32 protein-coding genes and 2 tRNA genes are annotated in these 24998 nt (G+C 62.3%); 17 read left to right on the top strand and 17 right to left on the bottom strand.

Annotated elements, in window-relative coordinates:
• Positions 1 to 1018 precede the first annotated feature (1018 nt).
• From NEI07_RS03075 to NEI07_RS03030, 10 genes are all read left to right on the top strand, one after another.
• Complete coding sequence (locus tag NEI07_RS03075) at positions 1019 to 1291, top strand: hypothetical protein (protein WP_256032624.1); 273 nt, start codon at positions 1019 to 1021, stop codon at positions 1289 to 1291.
• The gene (locus NEI07_RS03070; RefSeq protein WP_256032622.1) at positions 1288 to 1428 is read left to right on the top strand and encodes a hypothetical protein; all 141 of its coding nucleotides are present in this window, start codon (positions 1288 to 1290) and stop codon (positions 1426 to 1428) included. The genes NEI07_RS03075 and NEI07_RS03070 overlap by 4 nt, the downstream gene beginning before the upstream one ends.
• Before the next feature lie 208 nt (positions 1429 to 1636).
• Entirely contained in the window at positions 1637 to 2119 is a 483-nt protein-coding gene (locus NEI07_RS03065; protein WP_256032621.1) for a hypothetical protein, read from the top strand.
• Positions 2109 to 2435, top strand: coding sequence for a hypothetical protein (locus NEI07_RS03060; protein ID WP_256032619.1), 327 nt, complete (start codon positions 2109 to 2111; stop codon positions 2433 to 2435). The genes NEI07_RS03065 and NEI07_RS03060 overlap by 11 nt, the downstream gene beginning before the upstream one ends.
• Positions 2436 to 2628: 193 nt before the next feature.
• On the top strand, positions 2629 to 2844 hold the full coding sequence (locus tag NEI07_RS03055; protein ID WP_256032617.1) for a hypothetical protein: 216 nt from the start codon (positions 2629 to 2631) through the stop codon (positions 2842 to 2844).
• A gap of 218 nt (positions 2845 to 3062) precedes the next feature.
• Entirely contained in the window at positions 3063 to 3458 is a 396-nt protein-coding gene (locus NEI07_RS03050; RefSeq protein WP_256032614.1) for a hypothetical protein, read from the top strand.
• On the top strand, positions 3455 to 3682 hold the full coding sequence (locus NEI07_RS03045; RefSeq protein ID WP_256032613.1) for a hypothetical protein: 228 nt from the start codon (positions 3455 to 3457) through the stop codon (positions 3680 to 3682). Before NEI07_RS03050 ends, NEI07_RS03045 begins: the two co-directional genes overlap by 4 nt.
• Before the next feature lie 15 nt (positions 3683 to 3697).
• Positions 3698 to 4396, top strand: coding sequence for a hypothetical protein (locus tag NEI07_RS03040; RefSeq protein WP_256032611.1), 699 nt, complete (start codon positions 3698 to 3700; stop codon positions 4394 to 4396).
• A gap of 10 nt (positions 4397 to 4406) precedes the next feature.
• On the top strand, positions 4407 to 5117 hold the full coding sequence (locus tag NEI07_RS03035) for a hypothetical protein (RefSeq protein ID WP_256032608.1): 711 nt from the start codon (positions 4407 to 4409) through the stop codon (positions 5115 to 5117).
• Positions 5118 to 5633: 516 nt separating this feature from the next.
• Positions 5634 to 6086, top strand: coding sequence for a hypothetical protein (locus NEI07_RS03030; protein ID WP_256032606.1), 453 nt, complete (start codon positions 5634 to 5636; stop codon positions 6084 to 6086).
• 40 nt (positions 6087 to 6126) lie between these two features.
• Here the strand turns inward: NEI07_RS03030 and NEI07_RS03025 are convergent, their stop codons facing one another.
• Positions 6127 to 6555 carry a hypothetical protein gene (locus NEI07_RS03025; RefSeq protein ID WP_256032604.1) on the bottom strand — a complete coding sequence of 143 codons (429 nt, stop codon included), beginning with the start codon at positions 6553 to 6555 and terminating at the stop codon, positions 6127 to 6129.
• A 51-nt stretch (positions 6556 to 6606) separates the two neighbouring features.
• Between NEI07_RS03025 and NEI07_RS03020 the strand changes: the two genes are divergently transcribed.
• The gene (locus tag NEI07_RS03020; RefSeq protein ID WP_256032602.1) at positions 6607 to 6975 is read left to right on the top strand and encodes a hypothetical protein; all 369 of its coding nucleotides are present in this window, start codon (positions 6607 to 6609) and stop codon (positions 6973 to 6975) included.
• A 310-nt stretch (positions 6976 to 7285) separates the two neighbouring features.
• Here the strand turns inward: NEI07_RS03020 and NEI07_RS03015 are convergent, their stop codons facing one another.
• Positions 7286 to 7474, bottom strand: coding sequence for a hypothetical protein (locus NEI07_RS03015; RefSeq protein WP_256032601.1), 189 nt, complete (start codon positions 7472 to 7474; stop codon positions 7286 to 7288).
• Between the two features lie 791 nt (positions 7475 to 8265).
• Here NEI07_RS03015 and NEI07_RS03010 point away from each other — a divergent pair.
• Entirely contained in the window at positions 8266 to 9156 is an 891-nt protein-coding gene (locus NEI07_RS03010) for a diguanylate cyclase (protein WP_256032599.1), read from the top strand.
• A 1-nt stretch (position 9157) separates the two neighbouring features.
• On the opposite strand, the gene NEI07_RS03005 is transcribed toward NEI07_RS03010, so the two are convergent.
• The 7 genes from NEI07_RS03005 to NEI07_RS02975 form a co-directional block, all read right to left on the bottom strand.
• The gene (locus tag NEI07_RS03005; protein ID WP_256032597.1) at positions 9158 to 9412 is read right to left on the bottom strand and encodes an SOS response-associated peptidase family protein; all 255 of its coding nucleotides are present in this window, start codon (positions 9410 to 9412) and stop codon (positions 9158 to 9160) included.
• Between the two features lie 731 nt (positions 9413 to 10143).
• A complete protein-coding gene (locus NEI07_RS03000) occupies positions 10144 to 10362 on the bottom strand; it encodes a hypothetical protein (RefSeq protein ID WP_256032594.1) in 219 nt (72 codons plus the stop codon).
• A gap of 251 nt (positions 10363 to 10613) precedes the next feature.
• Positions 10614 to 10689 (bottom strand) — tRNA-Thr (locus NEI07_RS02995).
• Positions 10690 to 10797: 108 nt separating this feature from the next.
• Positions 10798 to 11610 (bottom strand): TrmH family RNA methyltransferase, encoded by an 813-nt coding sequence (locus NEI07_RS02990; RefSeq protein ID WP_256032593.1) that lies wholly within the window; start codon positions 11608 to 11610, stop codon positions 10798 to 10800.
• A complete protein-coding gene (locus NEI07_RS02985; RefSeq protein WP_256032592.1) occupies positions 11607 to 12473 on the bottom strand; it encodes a 4-(cytidine 5'-diphospho)-2-C-methyl-D-erythritol kinase in 867 nt (288 codons plus the stop codon). The genes NEI07_RS02990 and NEI07_RS02985 overlap by 4 nt, the downstream gene beginning before the upstream one ends.
• A 47-nt stretch (positions 12474 to 12520) precedes the next feature.
• Positions 12521 to 12595: transfer RNA gene (locus NEI07_RS02980), tRNA-Gly, on the bottom strand.
• A gap of 133 nt (positions 12596 to 12728) precedes the next feature.
• The gene (locus tag NEI07_RS02975) at positions 12729 to 12893 is read right to left on the bottom strand and encodes a hypothetical protein (RefSeq protein WP_170162507.1); all 165 of its coding nucleotides are present in this window, start codon (positions 12891 to 12893) and stop codon (positions 12729 to 12731) included.
• Positions 12894 to 13202: 309 nt separating this feature from the next.
• Between NEI07_RS02975 and NEI07_RS02970 the strand changes: the two genes are divergently transcribed.
• Positions 13203 to 13751 carry a cupin domain-containing protein gene (locus tag NEI07_RS02970; RefSeq protein ID WP_256032589.1) on the top strand — a complete coding sequence of 183 codons (549 nt, stop codon included), beginning with the start codon at positions 13203 to 13205 and terminating at the stop codon, positions 13749 to 13751.
• A 3-nt stretch (positions 13752 to 13754) separates the two neighbouring features.
• Here NEI07_RS02970 and NEI07_RS02965 read toward each other — a convergent pair whose 3' ends face one another.
• Complete coding sequence (locus NEI07_RS02965) at positions 13755 to 14402, bottom strand: invasion associated locus B family protein (RefSeq protein WP_256032588.1); 648 nt, start codon at positions 14400 to 14402, stop codon at positions 13755 to 13757.
• A 75-nt stretch (positions 14403 to 14477) separates the two neighbouring features.
• A complete protein-coding gene (gene ubiG, locus NEI07_RS02960) occupies positions 14478 to 15278 on the bottom strand; it encodes a bifunctional 2-polyprenyl-6-hydroxyphenol methylase/3-demethylubiquinol 3-O-methyltransferase UbiG (RefSeq protein WP_256032587.1) in 801 nt (266 codons plus the stop codon).
• Between the two features lie 165 nt (positions 15279 to 15443).
• Between ubiG and NEI07_RS02955 the strand changes: the two genes are divergently transcribed.
• The 3 genes from NEI07_RS02955 (at position 15444) to NEI07_RS02945 (ending at position 17702) form a co-directional block, all read left to right on the top strand.
• Entirely contained in the window at positions 15444 to 16676 is a 1233-nt protein-coding gene (locus tag NEI07_RS02955; RefSeq protein WP_256032585.1) for an aspartate kinase, read from the top strand.
• Positions 16677 to 16757: 81 nt separating this feature from the next.
• Positions 16758 to 17189, top strand: coding sequence for a hypothetical protein (locus tag NEI07_RS02950; protein WP_256032583.1), 432 nt, complete (start codon positions 16758 to 16760; stop codon positions 17187 to 17189).
• 132 nt (positions 17190 to 17321) lie between these two features.
• On the top strand, positions 17322 to 17702 hold the full coding sequence (locus NEI07_RS02945; RefSeq protein WP_256032582.1) for a DUF2267 domain-containing protein: 381 nt from the start codon (positions 17322 to 17324) through the stop codon (positions 17700 to 17702).
• Positions 17703 to 17705: 3 nt separating this feature from the next.
• Here NEI07_RS02945 and murJ read toward each other — a convergent pair whose 3' ends face one another.
• From murJ to NEI07_RS02930, 3 genes are all read right to left on the bottom strand, one after another.
• Complete coding sequence (gene murJ, locus NEI07_RS02940) at positions 17706 to 19235, bottom strand: murein biosynthesis integral membrane protein MurJ (RefSeq protein WP_256032579.1); 1530 nt, start codon at positions 19233 to 19235, stop codon at positions 17706 to 17708.
• 41 nt (positions 19236 to 19276) lie between these two features.
• Entirely contained in the window at positions 19277 to 19693 is a 417-nt protein-coding gene (locus tag NEI07_RS02935; protein WP_256032578.1) for a hypothetical protein, read from the bottom strand.
• Between the two features lie 82 nt (positions 19694 to 19775).
• Entirely contained in the window at positions 19776 to 20738 is a 963-nt protein-coding gene (locus NEI07_RS02930; protein WP_256032576.1) for a glycosyltransferase family 2 protein, read from the bottom strand.
• A gap of 91 nt (positions 20739 to 20829) precedes the next feature.
• Between NEI07_RS02930 and NEI07_RS02925 the strand changes: the two genes are divergently transcribed.
• The gene (locus tag NEI07_RS02925) at positions 20830 to 21714 is read left to right on the top strand and encodes a ChbG/HpnK family deacetylase (protein WP_256032574.1); all 885 of its coding nucleotides are present in this window, start codon (positions 20830 to 20832) and stop codon (positions 21712 to 21714) included.
• On the opposite strand, the gene NEI07_RS02920 is transcribed toward NEI07_RS02925, so the two are convergent.
• The 3 genes from NEI07_RS02920 to NEI07_RS02910 form a co-directional block, all read right to left on the bottom strand.
• Positions 21708 to 22490, bottom strand: coding sequence for a class I SAM-dependent methyltransferase (locus NEI07_RS02920; RefSeq protein WP_256032572.1), 783 nt, complete (start codon positions 22488 to 22490; stop codon positions 21708 to 21710). The genes NEI07_RS02925 and NEI07_RS02920 overlap by 7 nt on opposite strands.
• 115 nt (positions 22491 to 22605) lie before the next feature.
• Entirely contained in the window at positions 22606 to 23457 is an 852-nt protein-coding gene (gene nadC / locus NEI07_RS02915; RefSeq protein ID WP_256032567.1) for a carboxylating nicotinate-nucleotide diphosphorylase, read from the bottom strand.
• Complete coding sequence (locus tag NEI07_RS02910; RefSeq protein ID WP_256032565.1) at positions 23454 to 24998, bottom strand: L-aspartate oxidase; 1545 nt, start codon at positions 24996 to 24998, stop codon at positions 23454 to 23456. Before NEI07_RS02910 ends, nadC begins: the two co-directional genes overlap by 4 nt.

Here is a 24998-nt window from a genome sequence, read left to right as displayed (position 1 = left end):
TGTGCGCGCGTGCAACAATCATATGTGCGCGCGTGCAACAATCATATGTGCGTGCGTGCAACTCGACATGTGCACATGCGCACATCAGGTCCCAGTTCTTATAGACTCTCTCTCTTACTCTCTTTCTTATCCTCTCCTATCACTCTCCTATAAGCGTACGCGTACGTTGGGCTTACCCTTCTGTCGAGACACCGCGTGTTCAGTTTGGCGCTTGCCTTCTGGCTCGCGGGGGCGCTATTTACACAGCCAACGCACGTGAAAGCGCTGAGCGACATTTCTCTCCCACAGCAAGAAACCGCCCCAGGGCGGCGTGAGAGACTGCGCGTCAAGCTCGCTAGGCTGGGCACGTCTCTCTCCAATCTCGAAGCCCACACGCCTTTGTGTGGCGCTGACGCGCAGTGCTCAAAGTCCCGACGCGAAGAGCTCTTACGCAAACGCCAGCGGTTTGCGGGCGAGCTCGCAGCCATCCAGTCGCAACCTAAGGAAGCCGCCTAGCTAGGAGGAGTCGTCAATGTGGCATGGGTCGGAGCGCTACATCGCCGGCGGCTACGCCAGTGAGCCTTACGCGATCCTTGACGATGATAAAACTTTCTTCGCGGCTAACCCCGAAGCGCGGTCTCGTCTTAGACCGCTAGCGCCAGGTGAATTTGGCTCACGATTGCCAGCGACGCCGCCCCTGCCGTCGGGCGTGCAGGGCGAGTTCCTTGTGTTGTCAGAGCCGCAATCTCGATATCCATCCGGCTGGCCGCGCCGCGTTCATAGGCGGCTGCTCTTCGTCATCCGGTCAGGCGGTGAAGGTGATGCGCAGGCCTGTGAAGCCCTTCCAGATCGAACATGCGACGCTCAGCCCGCCGCGCCACCACTTTCGCCCGACCCTGCCTGCACGCGAGAAATTCTCGCTCCGGCGTCTCCGAGAGATCCGGGCCGAGCGATTGAAAACCCGAGCGATTGCGGCGGTAGCGGAAGCGACCCGCCGCCGGTAAAGCGCAGACGCCATGGTCATGGTCGCCCGCGCGGCGTGCCTAACGGCATCGAACGCACAACCGACAAGCTAAAGCGGCCGCTGAAGAACGCGATCGCCGATCTGTCTGCGCTGGTCAATGATTACGCGGTCGACGTGCGCCTTTCCGCCGACGCGATCGAACTGACGATCGAACCGACGTCGGTCGGCGCATCAAGCGCATGGGCGAAGAGCGCCGCCGAGCGACTGAAGCATGAGTTTAGAAGCTGCCCGGCGTTGCGACAGCGCGTGCACAAGTGGGCGCAGCAGCAGCAGGAAGGTGAGCCATGACGAAACCGAACCGGCCGCCGCCGGATCGCGAGACCCGCAGAAAGATCGTCGAGACGATCCTTCGCGCCAATCCCGACGTGCGAACGATCTTTGAGAACTACCTCGAAAAGCATCCATACCCAGCAAGCACAAGCTAAGCTCGGGTCCTTTCTGAGCACTTTTCAACCACGGGTGGCGCGGCTCCCGAATTTCTCCTAGCTATAACAATGATTTACACCTTCAGGTTTCACACTATTGAAAGGTGAAATAGCGATGACTGCACGTAGTGTGAACAAAGACGCGCTAGACGGCCTGGAATCGCGGCTGTTAGAGCTAGAAGTTGGCCCCCGCACGCTGAGCGCATTCTTGGGCATAAGCGAGCGCCAGCTGGGAAATCTCGTCGTCGCTGGCGTTATCCCGGCGCCGCGTGCGCGCGGCAAATACAACCTCGCCTTGAGCGTCAAGCGCTACATCGAATTCAAATCAGGCCCGGCCGATGCGCCCGGCAACAAGAAGCTTGCCGAACAGCGGGCGCGATTGACTGCGGCGAAGGCCGATGTCGCCGAGCTGGACCGCAAGCGACTCCTCGGCGAGGTTGTGTCGCAGCAAGACGTCGCGACGGGGTGGGCGGCGATCCTGAAGATTATTCGTCAAAACTTTTTGGCCCTGCCGCGCAGAGCTGCGCCGATCGTGGCGCTCATGACCAAGCCCACTGAAATTGAGATCTTCCTGCGCGAACGCGTCCACGAAGTTTTAGAATCAACATCGCAAACGCGATTTATCGGCGTTGGCGCAGCTCATGCTTCGCCGGGCATCGCAGATATCGGCGACGATGACGATGTCGCCTGAGTTCGAGCGCGCCGTCGACGAGGCGGCCATCGCGCTGTTGCGGGCTATGCGCGAAGATGCATCGCATGACGATCGCGAACGCTGGGCCGATGCAGCACTGCACACAGTCCATGTGCACGCGGGCTCTTGCGCCGACGTGCTGCCGGCCGCCGACGTTGACGTCGCCATGTGCGCCATCGCCGGCCGCGCGCGCGATTTGTTCGCGGATGCGATCGCCAGGCGCGAGCGATTGTCGCAAGAAGCGCGCGCCTTCCTGATCGCTGAGTTTTCCAAGTTGCTCGACGCTGAGACCGAAAGGGTCTGTGCGAGCGACTGAGTCGTCTTCGACGATCACGCACGAAAATAATTTTGTCGCTCGTCCCCGTTCGCCTGCATTCTCTGACGTGCTCTTGCGTTTGCGTGCGTCGTCTTCAAATTGAGCATCGATAGGCGCGGCTTGCTTGAGCGTCTTGTCACTGCATTCCAGCCGCATATTTCTCTCTGCAAACACCGGCAACGAGAGGAATGTTGTGACTACCAGGGCGCTTCCGCACTTCAGCCTCGAAGAACAGCTCGCGTATGGTCGCTTCAACATGAAGGAAATCGCCGCGCTCGCGCGCATATCGGAGCGCAAGGTGCGAGACGACGCGCAGACGGGCAAGCTCCAAACGTTCTTGCATGGCAGACAGAGATTCGCGACGGGGCCGAACGTACGTCGTTACGTGCAGGGCGGGGCGGCGCCATGAGCGGGAAACGCATATGCCCGAGCTGTGGGGAAAGGTTTAGCCCTTGGCGATTGAAACGCTTTTGCTCGGAGCGGTGTCGGAAGGCAGCCGAGAACGTCCGTTTGAGAGCTGTGAGGGGGGATGAAATTGCTTGCAAGGGCATTGCCCGGTCCATACCCCCTCAGTCTGCTCCACAAGACCGGGAGGCGGCGGAGCTACGGCGGCAGAGACGACAGAGAGTGTTCAAGGCGGTCGACGCAGGCGCAGCCTATCGCATCTTTCTTCGGCTCGGCCCCAACGGCGCGCTCGGCGCCGATAATCTACAGTGGATAATTTATCGCGCCGTCAGTGAACAGCCGCCAGCGCTCGATGCTACGCTAACCGCAAAGGATTGGCAGCCTGTGTCCTATGTTCGCTCGGACAAGGACATTCTCATGCGCTGCATTCGCGAGAAAGGCGTCTGTCTTTCGGACGAAGCCCGCGCGACATTGGAGGACTTCCCTGAGACTTTCGATGAATGGAAGCTCTGGAAAGCCCAAGCGTCAAAGGCGCTTGAGAGGGAGGCGATGATGGAGGGCTGTTGGCGCTGGCGTCAAGGATACGTCGCCCTCCGCTCCGAGGAGGCTGGCCAATGAACCATGGCCATCATGGCCGGCGCTATCAGCCGCACAGCTCCAATCTCGCGCTCCACGCCGCTCGCCAGGACGAAGTGCGCGACGCGCGCAGATCGATCCCGATCTCGTCATCGATCGTCGATGAGGCATATGCCGAAATCAAGGAGCGTGACGCCTTCCTGCATCTCGATATCGAAACTCGCGAGGACGCCGAGACCGACGACAACCACCGCCACATGAACTAGAGGGAGTCTTTTCCGATGGCCCTGTTTAAGAAAAAATCCGCCCCAAACGCGCTCGCCCAACTCGAAAACGCGCTGAGCACGACGAAACGCAAGCGGGATGATCTGGTCGGCAGGCGTGACCGGCTCGCCTGTCAGCTCGCCGAGGCCGAAGAGGCGCGCAAGGCGGCGCTGCTGCTTGATGACGACGACGAAAGCAACGCCGCACTCACAAAGGCCGCGTCGAACTGCGAATCCCTTCGATCGTCGCTGCAAGGCGTCGACCTTGTTCTCGCCGAGCACGACGCGAAGATCGCCGACCTCGAGATCGAGATCAAAACCGGCCAGGACCGCGCCGCACGCGAGGCGGAGGCCGCGCGCCAAGAAGAGAAACAAAACCGGACGCGCGACGCCTTTCCGAAATATCTCGACGCCGCCCGCGAGCTTTCAGAGGCGTTGGGCGGAACTGGCCATTTCCATCTTGAAGAGGCAAGCGCGCTAATCGCCCGCGTCGCGCGAGACGTCGAGACGGCGAGACCAATGCTGTTGCAATGGGGCGATCATGCCATCGCCGAGCTGCGCGCAGACCCACCGCCGCAGCCCGCGCCCGCGCCTGCGCAAGAACAGCTTGGACAACCGTCGCCGTTCCGCAGGAAATTCGCGGCCTCGGACGGCGGCGCGATCGGCGATCGTGCGCCGGATCGGCAATATTTCGGCGGTTTCGCCGAACGAACTTGAGGAGGCGATCATGGCGCAGCGAGTCAGATACAAAGGGCCGCACTATGAGCGGCTGAACGTCTATCAGCACGCCCTGCCGCCATCGTTCGACGACCCGCCGCGGCGATCACAGACGCGCGCCTATGTCGACGAGTCCCATTACGACCGCCGCTATGCGGTTTGCATTCATGAAGCCGCGCACGCCGTTTGCGCGGTCGTCAGAGGCCGGCCTTTGTTTTCAGTTGAGATCGGCGACGATGACGAGACCGGAATTTGCCGGAGCCATCCGCCGCCGGAGTGCTTCGCGAATACGACGCTCGACCGCGTCGCTTTGGCGAGCGCTTTCTGCGAACGCATGACCTCAGACGATTACGACTGGGCCTTCGAAATGATGATCTCGTACGCGATCGGCTCCATGGCGCAGTCGCGCGTCGATCCTTGTCCCGATCGCGTCCGCGACGGCGCAAGGTCAGATCATGAGCGCGCCGAAATGCTGGCCGAGGCCGTTACGAACAGCGCCGACGCCGCGCGGGATATGCTTCGTGAAGCGCGGCGCGAGGCGGAGCAGATCATCGCGGACGACTGGCGTCGCGTTGTGCGAGTCGCGCGTGCGCTCTATCAGCATGGAAAGCTTGATGAGGCTCAAGTCCGCGCCGCGATGTTCAACTCCAGTGCGCTCGACGATCACCGGCCGCTTTACGATCGCGGGCCGCAAACATTCGGGCTATCGCCGTCCGCGTGAAAAACTGAAAACGGCTTCGCGAGGATCGCAGTTCCATGGACATCAGGCCGCGATTCGAACGAAGGCGCCAAGTCGGAAAGTGGCGCTTGAAAACACCGACAGCCCGCGGCGCTCAAATCTCCAGCGCGTGGCGGGCGCCTACAGACAGACCGCCTTAAAGGCAAAAGGAAACCGCCGTCATGGTTAAACCGCAACCCAGGACGACATGCGTCGAAAAAATCTTCGTCCCGCGCCGCCCTTACCGGCGCATGGCCAAACTGCGCGAGAAACTCAGGCGCGAAGGCTGGGCGGAAGTAGGATATTGCTCGGACCTGGTCGACTCCAAGACGTTCGAGACGCTCGTGCACTGCGCCGGGACAACCTTCCAGCGCCCTGGACCGTGTCGTCATCAGGGGAAGCTGTGATGCGCGACTTTGGCGCGCCTTGGCGAGGAGCTGGGCGGCGTGCTGAGCATTTCAAGGCAAGAATGCTGCATTTACGCCATTGCTTGGCGGCTTTGACGCGCTCGGGCAACCCATGAGCACTGTCGATGCGAAGTGGGGGGATAATCTTCTCGGCTGGGATATCAAGCCGTACGTCGCTCCGCCGCAGTATGGCAAATCGAGCGGCGAGCATTTCAATATCGGCGAAGGAATCTGGAACATCGTCGAGAAGACGATCGGCGGCGAAGGCGTCTTCTCGCATGCGGATGCGACGGCAAAACGTCCATCGCCAGCGCCGAACGCACAAGTCGCCGAACAGCAAAATCAGGGCACGTCGGACGCGGTCAATGTGGGGCGTGGATTCGGCTTCGTCATCATCGACGGCGAGCCTGTCGCGCGACCGGGCGGCATGGTGAATGTCAGCGGCGCGCGTCCAGGCGTCGATGGGCTGTACGGCATCGAAATCGTTGAACATTACTATGCGCGCTCCGGCTTCACGACACGCGTGCAACTCTATCGCCCGCAAGGTGAGGCGTCGGGATCGTGATGCAGCATCGGCGAGGCGCTGAACGTGAGCAAAAGGACAATCAGCGAAGACCTTCGAGGTTGTGAAGTGACTTCACAACCCCAGCGCCCCAAGGGCGGGCGACCGACCGAAACCGCCCCTCGGTGATGTTCCTGGGCAGGTTTTCGGTGTTTGTTACCGTGGTAACAAAATTTAAGAAGCGTCCGAAGCGCAATCTCTTTTCGACCCACTGGCGTGACTTGGGTAATTTACCCGCAGCGGGTAATTCAAAACCCGCCCAAATCCCCGACCAATCCGAAGGGTTGCAGAGCGCGCCAGAAAAAATTTCGCGTGGTGAATTATGCACCGTGCATAAATTACCAAGATCGCGCGTCGCCCTCTTTGCAAAAATCTTGCTACGAAGGTCGCTAAGCTCGCGAATTTCGAGCGCTTCGCATCGCAGCAACGTATTGAATAAGCAAGATTTTTGCCTTGTCGGCCGATTTGCCAATTTTCGCGCTTTGTGCTGAGCTTTCCGTCTCGAAAAAGGCGGAGATCAATCATGCCGAAACCATCGAAGAAACCGAGCCGGTCGAACGCGCTTCAAAAAACCATCGTCGAACATATGAGCGCACACACAACAACAGACGTCGCCCGATGCAAGGGCGAAAGCGAGGATCAAATCACGCGCTTGTTCAGGAAAGAGTTCGAGCTATTAGAAGCGATTTGCGACGCGCCATGCGCTGACGATCGCGAATTTTTCGACGCGGCTGGCTATCTCGTCAATCATCTTGAAAAAGAGTATGGATTCGATCCCGACGAGGATCAGGGACACGACTGTTTGTTGAAGCGCATGTTGCTCAACCATTTGACGAGCCGGCGGGAAAGCAAGACAATGCGGGTCACCCTAAGCGCTCGGCCAGGCGCTTGAAAGAAACGCCCCGACCACGGATGGACTGGCGGGGCGTTTCCTTAATTAAGGTGATGACGCTCAAATGCGTGTGCGGCGGTGGTCAGGGATTAGTCCTCGCCTAACCGAGTAGCGCGGAGAAAACGCCGACGCCGACAAAGCCTAAAGCGATGAGGAACAACTCGAAGCTTTTGCATTGCGTCCTCCCGACCGGCCCGAACGCCTCATGGTCCGCCCGACAGCCGAGGGCGTCGCGGCGCTGTTCGCGCGGCTCACTGGGCGCAACGTCAGTCCCGAGGACATGGCGCACTTCGCCGACTGGCTGGCGTCGCTATCGAATTGACTTTTGGTCCGTGCGCCTGCGCAACTCGGCTAGCAGCGCCGTCATCTTCTGAGGCAGCGGCTGTCCGACAACGCCGGCAAGCTTAACCCGCAGATGCTCGCCAATCGATTCCGACGCTACAGCAAAACGATCTTCGGCTTCGCGGGGGATCACGGTCCGCCGCGCATCGTCCGGCATGACGTTTCCTTCCCTGAAGGATAGGCAACCGCGTCACTGTCGGATTGTTCCGAAGGAAAACGTCGAAAAATGAAAGCGTTAGCAGGGGTTTAGAGCTTCGGCGTTTTCTTTGATTTCTTTTGCTTATTTTTCTTGAGCACGACGGTCAGCTTATCGCCGTCCTTCGATACCTCGACGAATTTTAACGTGCTTCTCCAAGGGAAATGTTGCCCCCGACGGCGTCAACCCACCGATGCAAAAGCTCTATCTCACTCATCTCTTCAGGCTTCATGTCCGCCATATCCTCCTCCTAAAACTTCGCTTGCCGAACGGGAAATCATCGTCGCAAGCGTGCCTCCCGTTGCAAGGGTCAAGTCTCATTGTTGTGAGCCTTGCGAAGCAGAAGCGCAACGTCATAAATGATTGGAACCGTCGCTTGGTCGGCGTCGCGTCGAGTGACCGCCAGAAATGCGGCGCACATCAGGTCTTGCCATGTCGCGTCAGAGCGTTCGTCCCTCACGTGCGCGATCAATCCCGCACCGCGAAGCCCTTGGCCTGCATACTTCGCAAAAAGCGTTGCGATTGCGCGACGCTCGGCGCTGAACATTATTCAAACCTTCATGGCGCTCCGCTATTGGAGAGATTTGTCGTTTTTTCTCGCGCGGACAAGGGCGTTTTTTTTGGGCAGGCTTATCCTCGCTGCGCCGCGAGGATTCGAGCCTAATCTCGCGATGGATGAGGCGAATTAAGGAAAAAGGCGAACTTAGAGGCGCTGTCGATCGGGTCGAACGTTACGGACAAAAAGGTAAACTATGCGCTTGGATGAGCTAACTCGGGAGCAGAAACGCGCAACTCTCAACGAGCTTCGACAGGCGCTATTTCAGCACGACCTTTGGTATGAAAACTTCAACCGAACTATGATTTGCAACCAAGCTCCAGACGATCGCGACCTCGCAGAAGATGCTCATCGCAGATGGCCTTTTGGAAAGTGGCTTTATACGATCGGCGCTGATCGCCTTGGCGCGCATCCGAGTTATTCCCACATCCTAACCGGTAATGAACTCATTCATCGCTATGCGGGAATGATGCTGAGAGCTTCTTCGGTGCGAGGCTCGATTTCGATTGACGACTATGAACTTTTTTTGGCCACTATGAAGCAGATGCGCGCGCATTTGGTGACGATCAAACACGAAATACAAGATGCGCTCCGTGAAGCGGACCCTTTAACGGGCGCGGGGAATCATCACCGTATGCTAAGTTGGTTGCGTGAGCGGCAGGCTTCCACGCAGCAATCCACCTGCCTTGTGATGTTGGACCTTGATCACTTTAAGGAGGTTAATGAAAGTTATGGCCACACGCTGGGCGACGAATTTTTAGTTCAGTTCGCGGAGTATGTGATGTCGCAGCTACGGCCATACGACGAGTTTTTCCGTTTTGGGGGAGGAAAATTTCTCTACTGCGCGCCTAATACCGACCTTGAACAAGGGCGAGCGATTGCCGAGGGGTTGCACGAAGGATTGGCGAGAAGGGAGTTTGCCGTCGATGGTTATTTGCCTCTAACGGTGACCGCCTCTTTCGGCCTTACGCTGCTCGACTTCGCCATCCCGGTCGAGGCATCGATCGATCGCGCCGACAAGGCCTTACGCGCCGCGAAGGTTGCCGGTCGCGACAGGATTGCGGTTTGGTCGGCGTCGATGATCTGATCTAGAAATTGAACAACTCTTGCAAGCAGATTTTGGAGGCCTTGAGCGAACTCTTCCACCACAACGGCACGAGTCCCCAGCGCATCGGCGCAAGCTCCTTGCCTGTTTGGGCAAGGCGGATAACTTCGATTTGCGTCATCGGCGCTATGTTGTAGCGCGGCGCGAGATTGCGCGGCTGGCCGATCAAATTGGCGAGCCGATGGAGTTCTTCCCATGAGAGATGCCGGGTGAAGCGTCCACACATAGGCGGAAGCATAACAGGCGCGAGCGCCGATGCGCCACGACCTTGCGCCTTCGTTGGTTCGAAACGAAAAAGCCCGGCACAAGGCCGGGCTAGTTTTTTACGGGAGGAATGTTGTCGGCACGTATGTAAATAGCGCTGCTTCCGGCGCCAATGCGACACCTTGCCCCGCGCGCCGGCGTCGACCCCTCCGGGCGGCGGCGCGCCTCGGGGCGAAGATCGGCAATCGTCGGGCGGGCCGGGGCACACTGGTTTTCTATTGAAGCCAAACCGAAGCCGCGTTAAGCGGATCGGCGCAGAGTGTCGGCATTGCGGGAGGGGAGCCGATGCTGATGGGGAGGGAACGCCACAAACCGGCCATAGAAGCTGAAAGCGGCTCATATTCCATTAAGCTCTGCCAGACGCCCGCACTCCTAACAGAGGCGGGCGTCTTTGTTTTTTGAGCGCAGCCCAAAAGCAAAAGACGGTCGCCAGTGCATCCGTGGTCGACCGACCCGACGCCGCTCGCGCCGAGATAGGAACGCGGCGGCTCTTTGAAAAGACACTTGGGGAAAGTCGCCAGCCGGCCTTGAACCTTGCGCGCCCAACACCTACGCTTCCGAATCACGAGCCCGCATTCCGCCCACAAACTCGCGGCTCGACATTCGACCCGGATCGAAGGAGTGATCCGGGTCTTTTTTCACCAAATCACTATCCGTAGGCTGCGCCCCAGATAGGCGCGGCGGCGCTGCGGCAAGGGACGAATTTCAAGCGTGAATTTTACGTTCCCACGGCCGCCACCCGACGACGTCGGCGCCAATAATCTCGTCGGTCTGTGAATTGCGCCACACGTCCGCGGCGCGATGGCAGGCGAACGGGATTGTGTAGGTCCCTCTGTGATCCCGGCACAAGAGCTCGACCGGCGCGTCGTCGTCAGGCAACCGATCGCTTGTGAATCCCGCGAGCCTGTCCTCGATCGCCGCCATGGCTGCGCCGCTCCGCTGGTTGTCGCTCCAGGAGCCGGCGCGCGAGAGCCACTTAGGGCTGGGGGGCTGGAGTCGGTCCCCGCGCGCCGACCGTCCACGGCTGGACGCCTAATCATGGCGCGGGGCGCGGGTGAGCGCAAATCCAGGGAATAGGGGTCAAGCTAATTGTCGCAGGCCGACTCTGCGGGGGGTCCGCTATGGGTCCGCTCAGCTCGGTTTGATCCGCTCCCTTTTCGTAAGTCTCTGATTTTTGGTGCCGGTTGCAGGATTCGAACCCGCGACCTACTGATTACAAATCAGTTGCTCTACCAGCTGAGCTAAACCGGCCCGTGGCGTCATCGAGGCGCATCGCGCGGCTTCTCTATGCGTCCAAGCCGGCGGAGAGGTCAATCCCGCGCCGGGCCGCTCACCCGAGCCTCATCCCCAGTCCCACGCTCACCCGAGCCGCGTCGTCACCACGCTCAACGCGGCGGCGCAGGCGTTCGACACATTCAGGCTCTTGATCGGCCCGGGAAGATCGAGCCGCGCCACGGCGTCGCAGCGTTCGCGCGTGAGGCGCCGCAATCCCTTGCCCTCGGCGCCGAGCGCGAGCACGAGCGGCTTCGACAGCGTAAGGGTCGAGAGCGATTCGGCCCCGTCCGAATCCAGTCCGACGCGCGCATAGCCGCGCTCGGCGAGCTCGTCGAGGGCGCGCGCGAGATTGACGACGGAGACGATCGTCGTGAATTCCAGCGCGCCCGAGGCCGCTTTGGCGAGGACGCCGGAAAACTCCGGACTATGCCGCTCCGTGACAATCACCGCGTCGACGTTAAAGGCGCAAGCCGTGCGCAGGATCGCGCCGACATTATGCGGATCGGTGATCTGGTCGAGCGCGAGCACGACGCCGCTGACGCTGACGATGTCGGAAATGTCCGCCTCCGGCAGCGGACGCGCTTCGAGCAACAAGCCCTGATGCACGGCCTCTGGACCGAGCCGCCGCTCGAGATCGCGTGAGTCGACGAGGCGCGGCTCGAGTCCCGCCGCTTGCGCAAGCTCGTTGATGCGCGGCAGCGCGGTTTCGGTCGCGTAAAGCGACAGTAGCTTGCGCTTGCGCGCCGTCAGTGCGGCGCGCACGGCATGAGCGCCGTAAAGCGTCACGAGGTCGGGCGAGGCGGCCCGGAACGGGCTGCGCGTCTCGGAGGTTGCGGCCGTCGCGCGGCGGCCCCGCTCATGCGCGTTGCGGTCCTTTTGCGGCGGCCGGCGAGTCATCTCAGCACCGCCGTCTTGACCCACCATCGCGGATGCTGGGCGCGAATGACGCTGGCGGCGCGCACCGCCTCGCGCCGCGTCGAAAACAGCGCGAAGCACGTCGCGCCCGAGCCGGACATGCGCGCGAGCCTGCAGCCGCGGGCGCTGCGCAACATGGCGAGCGCGTCGACGATCACGGACGCCTGCAGACAGGCGGCGTCTTCGAGGTCGTTGCGCCCCTTCGCCAGCGCCGCAAGGAGTTCGTCCGCGCCCGGCCGCGCGGCGATGTCGGCATGCCCGGCGCCTTCCCGCGACGCGCCCGGTCGCAGTCCCAGCGCGGCGAAGACCGGTCCCGTTGCGACCGGCGCCCCGGGGTTGATCAGCACGGCCGGCAGGAGCGGCAGGCGAATCGGTTCGCCGAGCGTTTCGCCGGCGCCGCGCATCATCCGCGCGCGCGGGTCGAGGCAGACCGGCACGTCCGAGCCAATAGCGCGCGCGACCGCGATGATGCGCGGGTCGTCCGGCGCGAGATGATTCGCCTTGGCCAGAAGGCGCAGCGCCGCAGCCGCATCGGACGAGCCGCCGCCAATGCCGGCCGCGACGGGCAGGCGCTTCTTAAGTCGAAATCGGCCGAGCCGCAGGCCCCTGATCTCTTCGGCGAGCCGTCTTGCGGCGCGCAGCACGAGATTGTCGTCGCCGGCGCCGGCGGCAGAGGAGGTGGGGCCCGAAATATCGAGCGACAGCGCGTCGCCCGGCGTGAGGGACAATGTGTCTCCCGCGCCTGAAAACGCCACGAGGCTTTCGAGCGCGTGGTAGCCGTCTTCCCGACGGCCGAGCACGTGAAGCGTAAGATTGATTTTCGCGGGGGCGCGCGTCGTCAGCATCTAACCCCGGTCTCCGCAAGTGGGGGCGAATTCGCGGAGCGTTGAATTGGAGCGGGCGAAGGGATTCGAACCCTCGACCCCAACCTTGGCAAGGTTGTGCTCTACCCCTGAGCTACACCCGCATCCGTCGCGCCGGTCATGCGTAACGCCGAACCGTCGCGGGCGTCGTTATGCCGGAAACAAATTTGCTTTGCAACTGGCGTGACGCGCCTGCGTCGACGCTCCGGAAGGGACGGCTCCCGGAGCGTCGCGACGTCACTCGATCATGCGCGCCGTGTTGCCGGTGTTTCCGGTGATGTTGGCGCTGTCAGGCGAGATCCAGTGCGGAACCCAGGTAAGAGCGACGATGACGAAAGCGGTGAAGCCGATCAGATACACGAGGATCTTGCCGACCTCGCCGTCGTGAACATTAACGGCCATTTGCCTCTCCCATTTTAGGTTGTTCGGCTTTCGCCGGAAGGACAGGGACGGCGACGGATGATGCAGCGATGAAAACCGCCGCCGTCCGCCAGGACAGCTACAGGGGGACTGCCATGGCTGGGCGTAGTCTGCGGAAACGGTCCACCGAAACAAGGACCACAGACAGTATTTCCGTTGGTCAAATACTTGGTATCATGAAATTTATACTTGGTGGACCCAGGCGTTCGATGGGCCGGAGGGCCTGCCGTCCGGCTTGTCCACGTGTTATCGAATCCTCCGCCGTCGTTGGCTTAAACTGAAGGGTCCGCCATGACCGAAGCTCTGAGCTATGAGGACATCGTCGATCTGCTCGCGCTCGAGCCCAACGCGACATGCGGCTTCGTCCGCATCACCTATACAAGCAAGCTGTCTTTCGGCGCGGACTCCTTGCCGGCGCCCTTCGCGCGCAGCGGGCCAGTGGGTTCAGCGCTCTACTTTCTGGTGACGCCGCAGGCGCCGGTTCGGCTGCACCGAATCCGCAACGATCAGCTCTATCATTATTATCTGGGCGATCCGCTGGAGCTGTTCATGCTGCATGGCGACGGCTCAACCGAGCGCGTGGTGGTCGGACCGGATCTGCGCGCCGGCCAGCGCGTTCAGCTGCTTATTCCCGGCGACACTTTTCACACGGCGCGGCTTTTGGGCGGCGGACGCTGGTTTCTTGGCGCCAGCACCGAATGGCCGGGCGTCACGCCGCAGGACGTTGAAATCGGCGATCTCGATCAACTGGCGTCGAAATATCCTGGCGTAGCGACGGAGATCCGCTCAATCGCGGCGGCGGTCAAGAACGTTCCGATGACGGCAGTCCGGCCGCGGTAGTATCTACTTGCATTCCTGCACGGCGCGGGCCAGCGCGTCCGACAATCCCTTGAGCGAATAGCTGTCGGTGGTGGTTGTCCCTTTAGACGAAGCGGCCTTGACGATGAGCTTGGCGCCGCCGCGCATCGCGCCGACGAATTCCTTCTCCCGCGACTGATCCTTCACCCAGGCGTTCGTGCCCTTCGTGATCAGTTCGTAGCTGTCGCCGTCGATGTCGGCGACCGCGGCGGAGCCGTCCTTGGTCGGATAGCCCAGATTGATCGCGACCTCGTTGTGGATATTTTCCGCCGGCCGCGTCGAGATAAAAATATAGGCGGAGGCGTCTTTGAGCTTCGCTTTTGGCGTCCGCTCCTTGGGCTGCCCGAGCGCATAGCAGGTCCTGCTGCGCCCGTTCTGGGCGGCGTAGGCGCCCCATTCCCCATAGCTGCCCAGCTGCTCCGGCTTGTCGGAGCCTTTGTCGGCCGGTTTCTCGGCCTTCTCGTTTTTGGCCGGCTTTCGCTTGTTGGCTTTGCCGCCTGCGTCCTCGGCCGGGGCGTCTTCGGCGCTCGGCTTTGGCTTCGCTTCGGCAGCGTTAAGAGCGAAGGCGATCGCCAGTCCGATGGCGGCGAGCGCGACGAGAAGACGGGAGCGCGTGCGAGAATCTCTAAGCATAGGCTCAGATTTTACCGAGGACAGCGGGCGCGAACAAGAGCTTCAGCGCATTCTCGCTACCCGGCCGACCGGAACCTAACCTTCCTTTCGAGCCGCCATCAAATAATTGACGTCCGTATCGTGGCTTTTTCGCCAGCTTCTGGTCAGTGGCTGGAAGCTCATCCCGACGCGATCGATTTCCCGCATGCCGCCCTGGCGCACCCATGACGAGAGTTCGTCCGGGCGGATGAATTTGTCATGGTTATGGGTGCCCTTCGGCACCCAGCCGAGCACATATTCGGCGGCGACGATGGCCAGCAGATAGCTTTTCGTCGTCCGGTCGATCGTCGCCAGAAAGAGCAGCCCGCCGGGCTTCAGCAGCCGCCCCAGCATGGCGACGAACTCCCGTGGCCCCTCCACATGCTCGATGACTTCGAGCGCCGCCACCGCGTCGAATTGCTCGCCAGCCGCGGCGAGGTCCTCGGCGGTGATATTGCGATAATCGATGTCCAGCCCGGACGTTTCGGCATGTCGTTTCGCGATGGCGATGTTGTTGGGCGCCGGATCGACGCCCGTCACGTGAGCGCCGAGCTGAGCTAGCGACTCGCTCAATATGCCGCCGCCGCAGCCGATATCGGCGATGCGCACGCCCTCCAGCGGTCGGTGTCCGGGCGCGTTTAATGCGCTGGCGTCATGTCGGATGAACCGGCGCACGTGATCGCGGATATAGGCGACACGAATGGGATTGATCTCGTGGAGAATCCCCATCTTGCCGTTCTTGTCCCACCACAGCTCGGCCAGGCGGTTGAAACGCGCGACGTCTTCGGGGTCGACGCTGGCGGAATGGGGAGCGGACTGGTGGGGCAAGAGGAACCTCGCGAAGATGCGGAGAATCATGCGCAAGATCCTCATCCTGAGGAGCGCGCAAAGCGCGCGCCTCGAAGGACAAGGAACTTGCGCATGATTCCCTTGGCGGCGACCGCCGTTGACAGGCCCGCCGAGGCGGACACATATAGCGCCGCTTCCCGCGGGACGCGAGCGCCTCGCCCATTTTCGGTCTCCATGTCACGCCTGGTTATGAAATTCGGCGGCACCTCGGTCGCCACTGTCGAACGCATCCACAATGTCGCGCGCCATGTGAAGCGCGAGGTGGATGCTGGGCGTGAGGTCGCTGTGGTGGTCTCGGCGATGGCCGGCAAGACCAATGAGCTTGTCGCCTGGTGCAAAGAGGCGGCGCCGCTTTGTGACCAGCGCGAATATGACGCCGTCGTCGCCTCGGGAGAACAGGTGACGGCCGGGCTTCTCGCAATGGCGCTGCAGAAGGCTGGGGTGCCCGCGCGCTCCTGGCTCGGCTGGCAGGCGCCGATCTACACCAATTCCACGCATGGCGCGGCGCGCATCGAATCGATCGACGGCTCGGGCATCATCGAAGGCTTCAGCCGTGGTGAAGTCGCCGTCATCGCGGGCTTTCAGGGCGTGCACCGTGAAACCGGGAGGATCACAACCCTCGGACGTGGCGGCTCGGACACGAGCGCCGTCGCCATCGCGGCGGCGATCAAGGCCAAGCGCTGCGATATCTATACGGACGTTGACGGCGTTTACACCACCGATCCGCGCGTCGTGCCGAAGGCGCGGCGCATGGACAAGATCGCTTTTGAAGAGATGCTGGAAATGGCGTCGCTTGGCGCCAAGGTCCTACAGGTGCGCTCGGTCGAGGTCGCGATGGTGCACGGCGTGCAGACCTATGTGCGCTCGTCCTTCGACGATCCGGAAAATCCGGGGCAGGGGACGCTGATCTGCAACGAGGAGGACATTGTGGAAGCCCAAGTCGTCACAGGCATCGCCTTCTCGCGCGACGAAGCGCAGATCACGCTTCGCGGCGTCGCCGACAAGCCGGGCGTCGCGGCGGCGGTGTTCATGCCCTTGGCCGAGGCGGGAATCAACGTCGACATGATTGTGCAGGTCGTCTCCGAGGAGGGCATGACCGACATGACCTTCACCGTAGGAACCGCTGATTACGAGCGCGCCTTTGCACTCATCGAAAAGGTCAAGGACGCGATCGGCTTCGCAAGCATAACCGGCGAAAAGGACGTCGCTAAGATTTCCGCGATCGGAATCGGCATGCGCAGCCACGCCGGCGTGGCCGCACAAGCGTTTCGCGCCCTGTCACAGAAGGGCGTCAATATCCGCGCCATCACCACGTCGGAGATCAAATTTTCGGTGCTGATCGATGAGGCGTATACCGAACTCGCCGTTCGCACGCTGCACTCGCTCTACGGCCTCGACGCCGCTTAGTTGGGCGGTATAGCCTCGCTTGAAGGCCAGCGTCGCCGCGACATCTACCGCAACCACAATGGTTCGCGTGGAGGATGTCCCATGGAAGAGCTTACCAGCAACGTCGTCTCCGAGACGAAACTTGATCCGACGGTCGCCAAGGCGGCGCTCGGCCTTGTCCTCGGTTTTCTTCGCGACAAGGACACGACCGGCAATATGCAGATCATGCTCGCCAAGATGCCGCGCGCGCAGCAAGACATCGAGGCGGCGCAGTCGGTTGGCGACGGCGGCGTCACACAAGTCATTGAAGGCATGACGAGCTTTATCGGACACGGCCGCGCCGATGTGAACATTCTTGCCGGACAGCTTGAAAAGCTCGGAATCAGCGAAGCTCAGACCGATGCTTTGGTGCGCGAAGTCGTGAAGCGCGCCGAAAATATCCTTGGCGCCGAGGGGGCCGAGAAGATCAGGAACATTCTGCCGGCCCTGCGTGAGCGCACCGACTCGCCGACGGATCTGCGCAAACGGGCGTAACGGTTGGGCTGACGCGCGTCGCGCGCGTCAGCCATCCGGCGGGCGCATAAGCGCAATCGGAACGCGCTTGATTTTCCTTCCTGTCGCGGCGACAGTCCGGCGTCTTTCGGTTTGCGAAGGGGGAGGCCTGCAATGGATGAACTGGTGGCGCGCGTCTCGGCGGCTCTTGGCGTTGACGCAGAGGTCGCCAGGACCGCGGTGGGTCTTGTTCTGGGCTTCCTTCAAAAGGAATCGCGTGACGGCGCCGTATCGGAGTTGCTCGAAAAGCTTCCCGGCGCCCCTGAGGCGATCCAGTCTGCAGAATCGGCGGGCGGCGGCGGCGGGCTTGGGGGCTTGATGGGGGGCATGGGCGGGCTGATGGGCCTTGCCGCCAAGCTCAACGGCGCCGGCGTCGATATGAGCCAGATTCCAAAACTGGGTCACGAGATTTTCGGCTATGCCGAAGAGAAAGTCGGGCCGGAAAAGCTGCGGGAAATCGTCGATTCGATCCCAGGCATTGCGCAGTTCGTTTGAACCCTATCGTCTGAGGCTTGCGATCGTCACGCCGCTCGCGCGCAGCGCGGCGAGAAGGACGCCCGCGTAGACGAGCGCGCCGACGACGGCGAGCGCGGTGAGCGCCACGAGATTGGCGAGAACGCCGAAATGCACGCCGAGCGCCAAGGCGGATGAACGCCCGAAAATGGCGACGGCGGCGAGAAAGGCGCAGGCGACAAATGTCGCGCCGAGCGTCTTCACGAAAATGGCGTCGAATCGCATTCCTTCCTGGGCGAGCGCGAGTCCGACGAGCGCGGCGAGGTTGATCCACAATCCGACGGACGTCGCCGTCGCGAGCCCGACCGCGCCGAGCGGTTGAAACAGCACGATCTTCAACGCGACATTCGCGGCGAGCGCCGCCAGCGCGATGAGCATCGGCGTTCGTGTGTCGCCTCGCGCCTGAAAACTCGCGCGCGCTGAGGCGATCAGCACAAGCGCCATCAGACCGGCGCCATAGGCGGCGAGCACATCGCCCGCAGCATAGGCGTCGGCCGCCGAGAATTTGCCGCGCTGGAAGAGCCCCGCGACGATGAGTTCGGGGATCGTGTCGAAGGCGATAAAAAAGGGCGCCGCCAGCGCGACGGTGAGCGCCATGGTTCGACTCTGCGCGTGAAGCGCGCCCGCCTCATCGCCGGCGGCGAGCCGGCGGCTCATCTCCGGCAGCAGCACCGTGCCGGCGGCGATGCCGATGACTCCGACGGGAAGCTGGTACAACCGCTCCGCGTAAGAAATCGACGACACGCCGCCATCGGGAAGCATCGATGAAAGAATTGTGTCGGCGAGCACGGCGATCTGCGGACTGGCCGAACCGATGATCGCCGGCCCCAGGCGAATGAAGAAATCGCGCACGCGCGCCCAATGCGGCCTGCGCAAGCGCTGAAGGACGCCGATGCGCCGCGCCTGCCACATCAATAGTCCGAGTTCCAGCACGCCCGAGACGGTGACGCCCCAACTCGCCGCATAGCCGGCGTTTGGAAAAAGGAACGCGACGGCGAGCGCCGCCATCACAGAAAAATTCATCAGATTTGGCGCGAAGGCCGGAAGCGCGAAGCGGCCGCGCGCGTTCAGCGCCCCCATGTGCAAGACGAAGAGGGTGATGAAGAGCAGATAGGGAAAGGTGATACGCGTCAGATTGACGGCCAGCGCGAATTTTTCGGGCCGGTTGTCGAGTCCCGGCGCGAGCAGGGAGACGAATTGCGGCGTGAGCGTCCAAACGATGGCGAGCAATATGATCTGCGAGGCGAGGAGCAGCGTGTAGACTTCGCCGGCGAATTGCTCGGCCGCTGCGTCGCCCTTCTGCTCGATCGCCATCGAATAAGATGGGACGAAAGCCGCATTGAACGCCCCTTCGCCAAAAATCGTGCGAAAGCTGTTGGGCAGGCGCTGGGCGATAAAGAAGGCGTCCGACACGGCCCCCGCGCCCATGATCGCCGACTGCACGGCGAGCGACAGAAATCCCGTCACGCGCGAGAGCAGGGTGAAGCCGCCGACCGAGAGCAGATTGCGAATCATCGCAATCGTCCTAGCAAGATTTGGTCAAGTCTGCGCTCCCGTCAGTGCTGCGGGCAGTGCAGGTAGTATCCGCCAGTGATTGTGGCGAGCTCGTCGCCTTCTCCCCGAGACCAGCGAATATTGGCGCTGCGTCGGCATTTGTCGGAAATGTCGGCTCGGCGTTCGTATGTGGCGACATCCTGATCCGCATCCACCGTGAATCCGTCGTCGCGCAGTTCATCGATGAGATCGTCGACTTCCGTGGAGCCGGGATGGAAGCGTTGCGTGAGCCGCGACTGGAAGAGCCGCTGGTCGGCCTCGGTTTTCGATTCGGGGAGGCCGTCGAGCAGGGTTGGCAGCGCGGGGGGCGCCACGAAGCGCCACATGCGGACGCCGAAGGCGGCGAACAGCGCGATCACCGCGGCGGCGATCAAGAGGTTTCTGCCGCTCAATGGCGAACGGCGGGCATCGGTGTTCATGAATTTGCGCCTCGTCCCCTATGTGCAGTCGCAGCGCGTGACGCATCTGCGAAAGCCCGCCCGCTTTCAGTTTGTCGACGCCCTAGCCGCCCGCTTCGCCGTTGGTTGCGTCGTTCTCGCCCAGTCTCTCGGCGACGAGATAGAGCGGCCTTCCCTTTACCTCATTAAAGATGCGCGCGACATACTCGCCGAGCACGCCGAGCGAAATCAGCTGAACGCCGGAGAAGAAGGCGATCGAGACCACCAGAGTGGGAAAGCCCGGCGTATCCACGCCAAAAACCATGGTGCGGGCCCAGTAGTAGCCGGCCATGGCGATCGCGAAGGCGGAGATCGCCAAACCGACATAGGTCCACACCTTGAGCGGAATCGACGAGAACGACATCAGCCCGTCGAGCGCAAATCGCGCAAGCCGAAAGAAATTGAATTTTGACGTGCCGCCGGCGCGGCCTTCCACGTCGAAGGGCACGCCGATCGATTTGAAGCCGATCCAGGCGAAGAGGCCCTTATTGAAGCGCGCGCGCTCGCGCATCGTCAGCAGCGCGTCGACCGCCTGCCGGTCGAGAAGGCGGAAGTCGCCGGCGCCCGGCGGCAGGCGCACGTCGCCAAAGTTCTCCAGCAAACGGTAAAAAACATGCGTGAACGCCGCGCGCAGCTTGGGATCGGTCGCTCGGTCGATGCGCTGGCCATAGACGTTCTTATAGCCTTCTCGCCACTTCTCGATGAATTGCGGGATGACTTCCGGCGGGTGCTGCAGATCGGCGTCCATGATGACGACCGCGCGCCCCTGCGTGTCGTCGAGGCCGGCGACGATCGCCACCTCCTTGCCGAAGTTGCGGGAAAGCGACAGGGCGCGAAAGCGCGGCTCCTCGGCGCAGAGGTCGCGTAATATCTCCAGACTCTCGTCGCTGGAGCCGTCGTCGACGAAGATCGCTTCATAGGAGACGTCGCATGCGTCAACAGCCGAGGCGAGTCTGGCCGCTAGAGCGCGAAGATTTTGCGCCTCGTTGAAGATGGGGATCACGAGCGATATATCGGGCCTGTTCATGGCGGCATTTAAACCAATATTTATAGGCGGAGCATAGGATTAACGGGCGCAGCATAGGCGAAGTCGCCTGGGCGGCGCAGAGGAGCGGGCGATGGTTGAAAACCAGATTGTTGCGGTATGCGCGGACGATTACAGCCTGTCTTATGGGGTTAGCGCCGGCATTTTGGAAGCGCTCGACGCGGGGAGGCTCACTGCGGTTTCGGCTTTGGTGAATGGTCCCCGCTGGCCCGCCATGGGGCTAGAGCTGTCTCGCCGCGGGCAAAAGGCGGACGTCGGCCTGCATTTCAATCTCACCCTGGGGCGGCCTCTCACGTCGATGCCGAAGTTCGCGCCCAATGGCGAGTTTCCGCCGCTTGCCAAAGTTGTCCAGATGGCTTTCGGCCGGCGTTTGCCAATGGACGAGATCCGCGCCGAGATCGATCGGCAATTCGACCGGTTCGAAGCGGTGATGGACCGTCCGCCGGACCATGTCGACGGCCATCAGCATGTTCATGTCCTTCCTGGGATCAGGACGGCGCTGCTCGACGCGATGGAGGCGCGAAAGCTCAGCGGCCGGGTCTGGGTTCGCGACGCCGGGGATGGCTTGCATCGCATTCTTTTGCGCGGCGTCAACGCCCGCAAGGCGCTCTCTGCGCTCTCGCTGGCCGGCGGCTTTCGCCGGGAGGTGCGCCAGCGCGGCTTCGGCGTCAACGACGGCTTCGCGGGATTCTCGGATTTTCACCCGAGCTTTGACTATGCGAGAATCTTTCAAAGCTATCTTCGAGCGCCTGGCCGCAGACACCTCATCATGTGCCATCCAGGCCATGTGGACGAAGAGCTGCGAAGGCTCGATCCGGTGACGATCACGCGCGAGCAGGAGCTTGCTTTCCTGCTGTCGACTCGACTGCCGGAGATGCTGGAGAAGCGCGGCCTGCGTTTGGGTCGTCTGTCGCAGGCGGAACGGAGCCTAAGCGCCGAGCAGACGGCGGCTCAGTAGATCCCTTCAAATGAGATCGGCGCCCGTTTCTTGCCGTCCTCCAAATAGATGTCTTTCAAGAACGATGCGCGTCGGCGGTTGAAGGCCTGCAGCCACCATCCGTCGCCCAGCGGATCGAAGACCGGCGCGTCGGTTCGGCGGAAGATCGCGGTCGAGCCCACAAACTCCACCTTTTCGAACATCTGATCTTCGCTCAGGAAGTCCGCGAGCCGGCTGATGGTCGGAATATGGATGTCGTCGACGACGAGCAGCCCGTCCGTCTTCAGGTGCGGGTAAAAGTAGTAATATTCGAGCTCGGGGAATGGAAAGCCGTGCGGACCGTCGATCAGGACGAGGTCGTAGCGATAATGGTCTTCGTGTCGCGGCAGCGTGAGCTGAGTTGGCCCAAAGACAAGGTCGAGGCGGTCCGGACGGGTCGCGGGACAGTTCATGAAATAGTCGACGCTAGACGCTTTCTGTCCGCGATCGTCAAAGCAGAAAACCTTGTGCCGTTCGGCGATGCGCGAAAGAAAGATCGTCGATTTTCCGCAGCCCGTTTCGGCCGAGAAGATCTCGGATCCGGTCAGCAACCGCTCGATGCGCAGCAAGGTGCGCAGGGGCATCGAGCCCGCGCTGTGGGCGAATCCGAAGGCGCGCTCATAGTCGCCGATTTCGGCGGCGATGCTTTTGTCGCGCGTCGCCTGGGCGCGCAGGGGCGACGGCATTGACGAGAGCGGAGAGCTCCACAGCCTTCGCCGCACTCGATTGATCAGCTTGCGGGCGAAGAGTGAGGGCATGGCTCCGGATGTTTCTCGAGAGTCCGCGAAACGCTTGACGGCTTATAGCAGCGCGAGCCTCGACAAGGAAGCGATCGGCCGTAGCCAGCTCGTTTAGTCCCGGCGCCGAATATTTTCAAATAAATTCAATATCTAAACCGAAGTCGAAGACCGGTGCGGAGTGCGTCAGCGCGCCAACTGAAATAAAGTCGACGCCGGTTTTCGCGATTTCCGTCACGCTCGCGAGCGTGACGCCGCCCGAGGCTTCACAGATCATCCGGCCGTCGATGAGCGCCACGGCGCTGCGCAGATCATCAAGCGTCATATTGTCGAGCAGCACGGCGTCCGCCCCCTCGTGGAGGACCTCGCGCAGCTGATCGAGCGTATCGACTTCGACCTCGATTTTGACGAGATGGCCAATATTCCGCTTGGCGGCTCTGAGCGCCGGGATGACGCCGCCAGCGACGGCGACGTGGTTATCCTTGATAAGCACGGCGTCGTCGAGGCCGAAGCGGTGATTGACGCCGCCGCCGCATCGCACGGCGTATTTCTCCAAGGCGCGCAGTAAGGGCGTCGTTTTGCGCGTATCGCAGATTCGCGCGGATGTGCCGGCGACGGCGCTGACGTAGCGCGCCGTGAGCGTGGCGACGCCGGACAGCCGGCCAAGAAAATTGAGCGCAACCCGTTCGGCCGAGAGAATGGGCCGGGCGGGGCCGGAAATGATGGCTACGAGCGTTCCCGGCTCGACGCGGTCGCCGTCGGCCGCCTGAGCTTCGAAGGTGATCTCACGATCCATCAGCGCGAAGGCGGCGCGCGCCGCCTGAAGTCCGGCGACCACGCCCGAATCGCGCGCGACAATCCCCGCCCGAGCCTGCGCGCGCTGGGGGATGGTCGCCTGCGTCGTGACGTCGCCGGCATGGCCCAAATCTTCGGCGAGCGCGGCGCGAACCGTCTCCTCGATCAGCATCGGGGGCAAGTCGGGGATCATGACTCAACCTCGTCGGCGACGCGCAGGACGGCGTCAAGCGTCGTGAGCGAGCGGCGCGCGAGCGCGGGATCCGGCTGCGGAAAGTCGGAGCGGAAATGCGCGCCGCGGCTCTCGCGTCGTTGGAGCGCGGCTGCCGCTATGAACAGACCCGTCGTCAACATATTGCGCGCCTCAATATCGCTCGTTCGCGAGATCATGCGCCGGATCGACCGCACCGCGACGGCGAGCCCGGCGCCGTTGCGGATGACGCCCACATTCGCCGACATCAGATCGCGCAGTTCTTCGATGACCGCGAAATCACGATCGCGCGGCGCTGGCTCCAGGCGCTCCGCCTGCGGGCGCCATTCGACCGGCGAAAGCGGCGTCGCAAGCACGTCCGCGGCGACGCGGGCGCCGAAGACGATCGCCTCGAGAAGAGAATTGGAGGCGAGCCGGTTTGCGCCGTGAACGCCGGTCGAAGCGACTTCGCCGACCGCCCAGAGGCCATCGAGCTTCGTGCGCCCGCGGTCGTCGGTCCAGATTCCGCCCATATGATAATGCGCCGCTGGCGCGATCGGGATAAGTTCGCGTGAAGGATCGATCCCGGCGCTCATGCAACTTGCGTAAACGGTCGGAAAGCGCGCTGGGAATTCGGCGCCGATGGCCGAACGGGCGTCGAGAAACGCGCCCTTTCCAGCCTTGACGCTGGCGAAAACGCCGCGGGCGACAATGTCGCGCGGCGCAAGCTCCCCATTGGGATCGATGTCGAGCATGAAGCGGCGGCCATCCCGATCCACGATCGTCGCGCCCTCGCCGCGCAGAGCCTCGGTCGCCAGCGGCGCCGGATCGGCGTCAATGTCGATCGCCGTCGGGTGAAACTGAACAAACTCCGCGTCAGCGATCAGCGCGCCCGCCCGCGCCGCCATAGCGACGCCGATGCCGCGCGCCTCCAACGGGTTGGTCGTGACCCGATACAGATGGCCAACTCCGCCCGTCGCGAGGATGAGCGCCGCACAGGGCGTCTCGTGTATCATGCCGGCGTTGTCGCGCGCGCGCACGCCAACCACGCGACCCCCGCGCACCACGATCTCCTGCGCGGAATAGCCTTCAATGATGTGGATCGATGGGGTTCTGGCGACTTCCTTGGCCAGAATGTCCATGATCGCCCGCCCGGCGACATCGCCCTGGACACGCACGATACGCCGACGCGAATGCGCCGCCTCCTGTGACGGGAGAAAGCCGCCGAGCGCGGACCGATCGAAGGGCGTTCCCATCGTCGCGAGGTCTTCGACGCGCGCGCGCGCTTCTTGCGCCATGCCGAGCGCGATGTCGCGTTCGACGAGGCCGCCGCCCGCCGCCACCGTGTCGTCGGCGTGGCTTTCCGGCGTGTCGCCTTCTTCGACAGCCGCGGCGATGCCGCCCTGCGCCCAAAAGGAGGAGCCGCTGTATCCGACGGGCGTCGGCGCGAAGATCGCCACGGGCGTTGGCGCAAGTTTCAGCGCGCAGAACACGCCTGCGAGCCCGCCGCCGACGATGAGGATGGGAGGTAAATTCTCGCGCAT

Source organism: Methylocystis suflitae (genome assembly GCF_024448135.1).
Lineage (GTDB): Bacteria > Pseudomonadota > Alphaproteobacteria > Rhizobiales > Beijerinckiaceae > Methylocystis > Methylocystis suflitae.
Note: the sequence above shows the minus strand (reverse complement) of the source record. Positions and strands in the feature narration are given on the sequence as shown.

Bases quoted from the DNA above. Each gene is read 5' to 3' on its own strand.
- NEI07_RS03070 (WP_256032622.1), top strand. From the start codon at position 1,288: ATGACGAAACCGAACCGGCCGCCGCCGGATCGCGAGACCCGCAGAAAG.
- NEI07_RS02925 (WP_256032574.1), top strand. From the start codon at position 20,830: ATGGTTGAAAACCAGATTGTTGCGGTATGCGCGGACGATTACAGCCTG.
- NEI07_RS03060 (WP_256032619.1), top strand. From the start codon at position 2,109: ATGTCGCCTGAGTTCGAGCGCGCCGTCGACGAGGCGGCCATCGCGCTG.
- ubiG (WP_256032587.1), bottom strand. From the start codon at position 15,278: ATGATTCTCCGCATCTTCGCGAGGTTCCTCTTGCCCCACCAGTCCGCT.
- NEI07_RS03000 (WP_256032594.1), bottom strand. From the start codon at position 10,362: ATGGCGGCGATCGAGGACAGGCTCGCGGGATTCACAAGCGATCGGTTG.
- NEI07_RS02975 (WP_170162507.1), bottom strand. From the start codon at position 12,893: ATGGCCGTTAATGTTCACGACGGCGAGGTCGGCAAGATCCTCGTGTAT.
- nadC (WP_256032567.1), bottom strand. From the start codon at position 23,457: ATGATCCCCGACTTGCCCCCGATGCTGATCGAGGAGACGGTTCGCGCC.
- NEI07_RS02935 (WP_256032578.1), bottom strand. From the start codon at position 19,693: ATGAACACCGATGCCCGCCGTTCGCCATTGAGCGGCAGAAACCTCTTG.
- NEI07_RS03030 (WP_256032606.1), top strand. From the start codon at position 5,634: ATGAGCACTGTCGATGCGAAGTGGGGGGATAATCTTCTCGGCTGGGAT.
- NEI07_RS02910 (WP_256032565.1), bottom strand. From the start codon at position 24,998: ATGCGCGAGAATTTACCTCCCATCCTCATCGTCGGCGGCGGGCTCGCA.
- NEI07_RS02985 (WP_256032592.1), bottom strand. From the start codon at position 12,473: ATGCTGACGACGCGCGCCCCCGCGAAAATCAATCTTACGCTTCACGTG.
- NEI07_RS02965 (WP_256032588.1), bottom strand. From the start codon at position 14,402: ATGCTTAGAGATTCTCGCACGCGCTCCCGTCTTCTCGTCGCGCTCGCC.
- NEI07_RS02970 (WP_256032589.1), top strand. From the start codon at position 13,203: ATGACCGAAGCTCTGAGCTATGAGGACATCGTCGATCTGCTCGCGCTC.
- NEI07_RS03045 (WP_256032613.1), top strand. From the start codon at position 3,455: ATGAACCATGGCCATCATGGCCGGCGCTATCAGCCGCACAGCTCCAAT.
- NEI07_RS02930 (WP_256032576.1), bottom strand. From the start codon at position 20,738: ATGAACAGGCCCGATATATCGCTCGTGATCCCCATCTTCAACGAGGCG.
- NEI07_RS03015 (WP_256032601.1), bottom strand. From the start codon at position 7,474: ATGCCGGACGATGCGCGGCGGACCGTGATCCCCCGCGAAGCCGAAGAT.
- NEI07_RS02945 (WP_256032582.1), top strand. From the start codon at position 17,322: ATGGATGAACTGGTGGCGCGCGTCTCGGCGGCTCTTGGCGTTGACGCA.
- NEI07_RS03010 (WP_256032599.1), top strand. From the start codon at position 8,266: ATGCGCTTGGATGAGCTAACTCGGGAGCAGAAACGCGCAACTCTCAAC.
- NEI07_RS03040 (WP_256032611.1), top strand. From the start codon at position 3,698: ATGGCCCTGTTTAAGAAAAAATCCGCCCCAAACGCGCTCGCCCAACTC.
- NEI07_RS03035 (WP_256032608.1), top strand. From the start codon at position 4,407: ATGGCGCAGCGAGTCAGATACAAAGGGCCGCACTATGAGCGGCTGAAC.
- NEI07_RS02950 (WP_256032583.1), top strand. From the start codon at position 16,758: ATGGAAGAGCTTACCAGCAACGTCGTCTCCGAGACGAAACTTGATCCG.
- NEI07_RS02990 (WP_256032593.1), bottom strand. From the start codon at position 11,610: ATGACTCGCCGGCCGCCGCAAAAGGACCGCAACGCGCATGAGCGGGGC.
- NEI07_RS03005 (WP_256032597.1), bottom strand. From the start codon at position 9,412: ATGCTTCCGCCTATGTGTGGACGCTTCACCCGGCATCTCTCATGGGAA.
- NEI07_RS02920 (WP_256032572.1), bottom strand. From the start codon at position 22,490: ATGCCCTCACTCTTCGCCCGCAAGCTGATCAATCGAGTGCGGCGAAGG.
- NEI07_RS02955 (WP_256032585.1), top strand. From the start codon at position 15,444: ATGTCACGCCTGGTTATGAAATTCGGCGGCACCTCGGTCGCCACTGTC.
- NEI07_RS03020 (WP_256032602.1), top strand. From the start codon at position 6,607: ATGCCGAAACCATCGAAGAAACCGAGCCGGTCGAACGCGCTTCAAAAA.
- murJ (WP_256032579.1), bottom strand. From the start codon at position 19,235: ATGATTCGCAATCTGCTCTCGGTCGGCGGCTTCACCCTGCTCTCGCGC.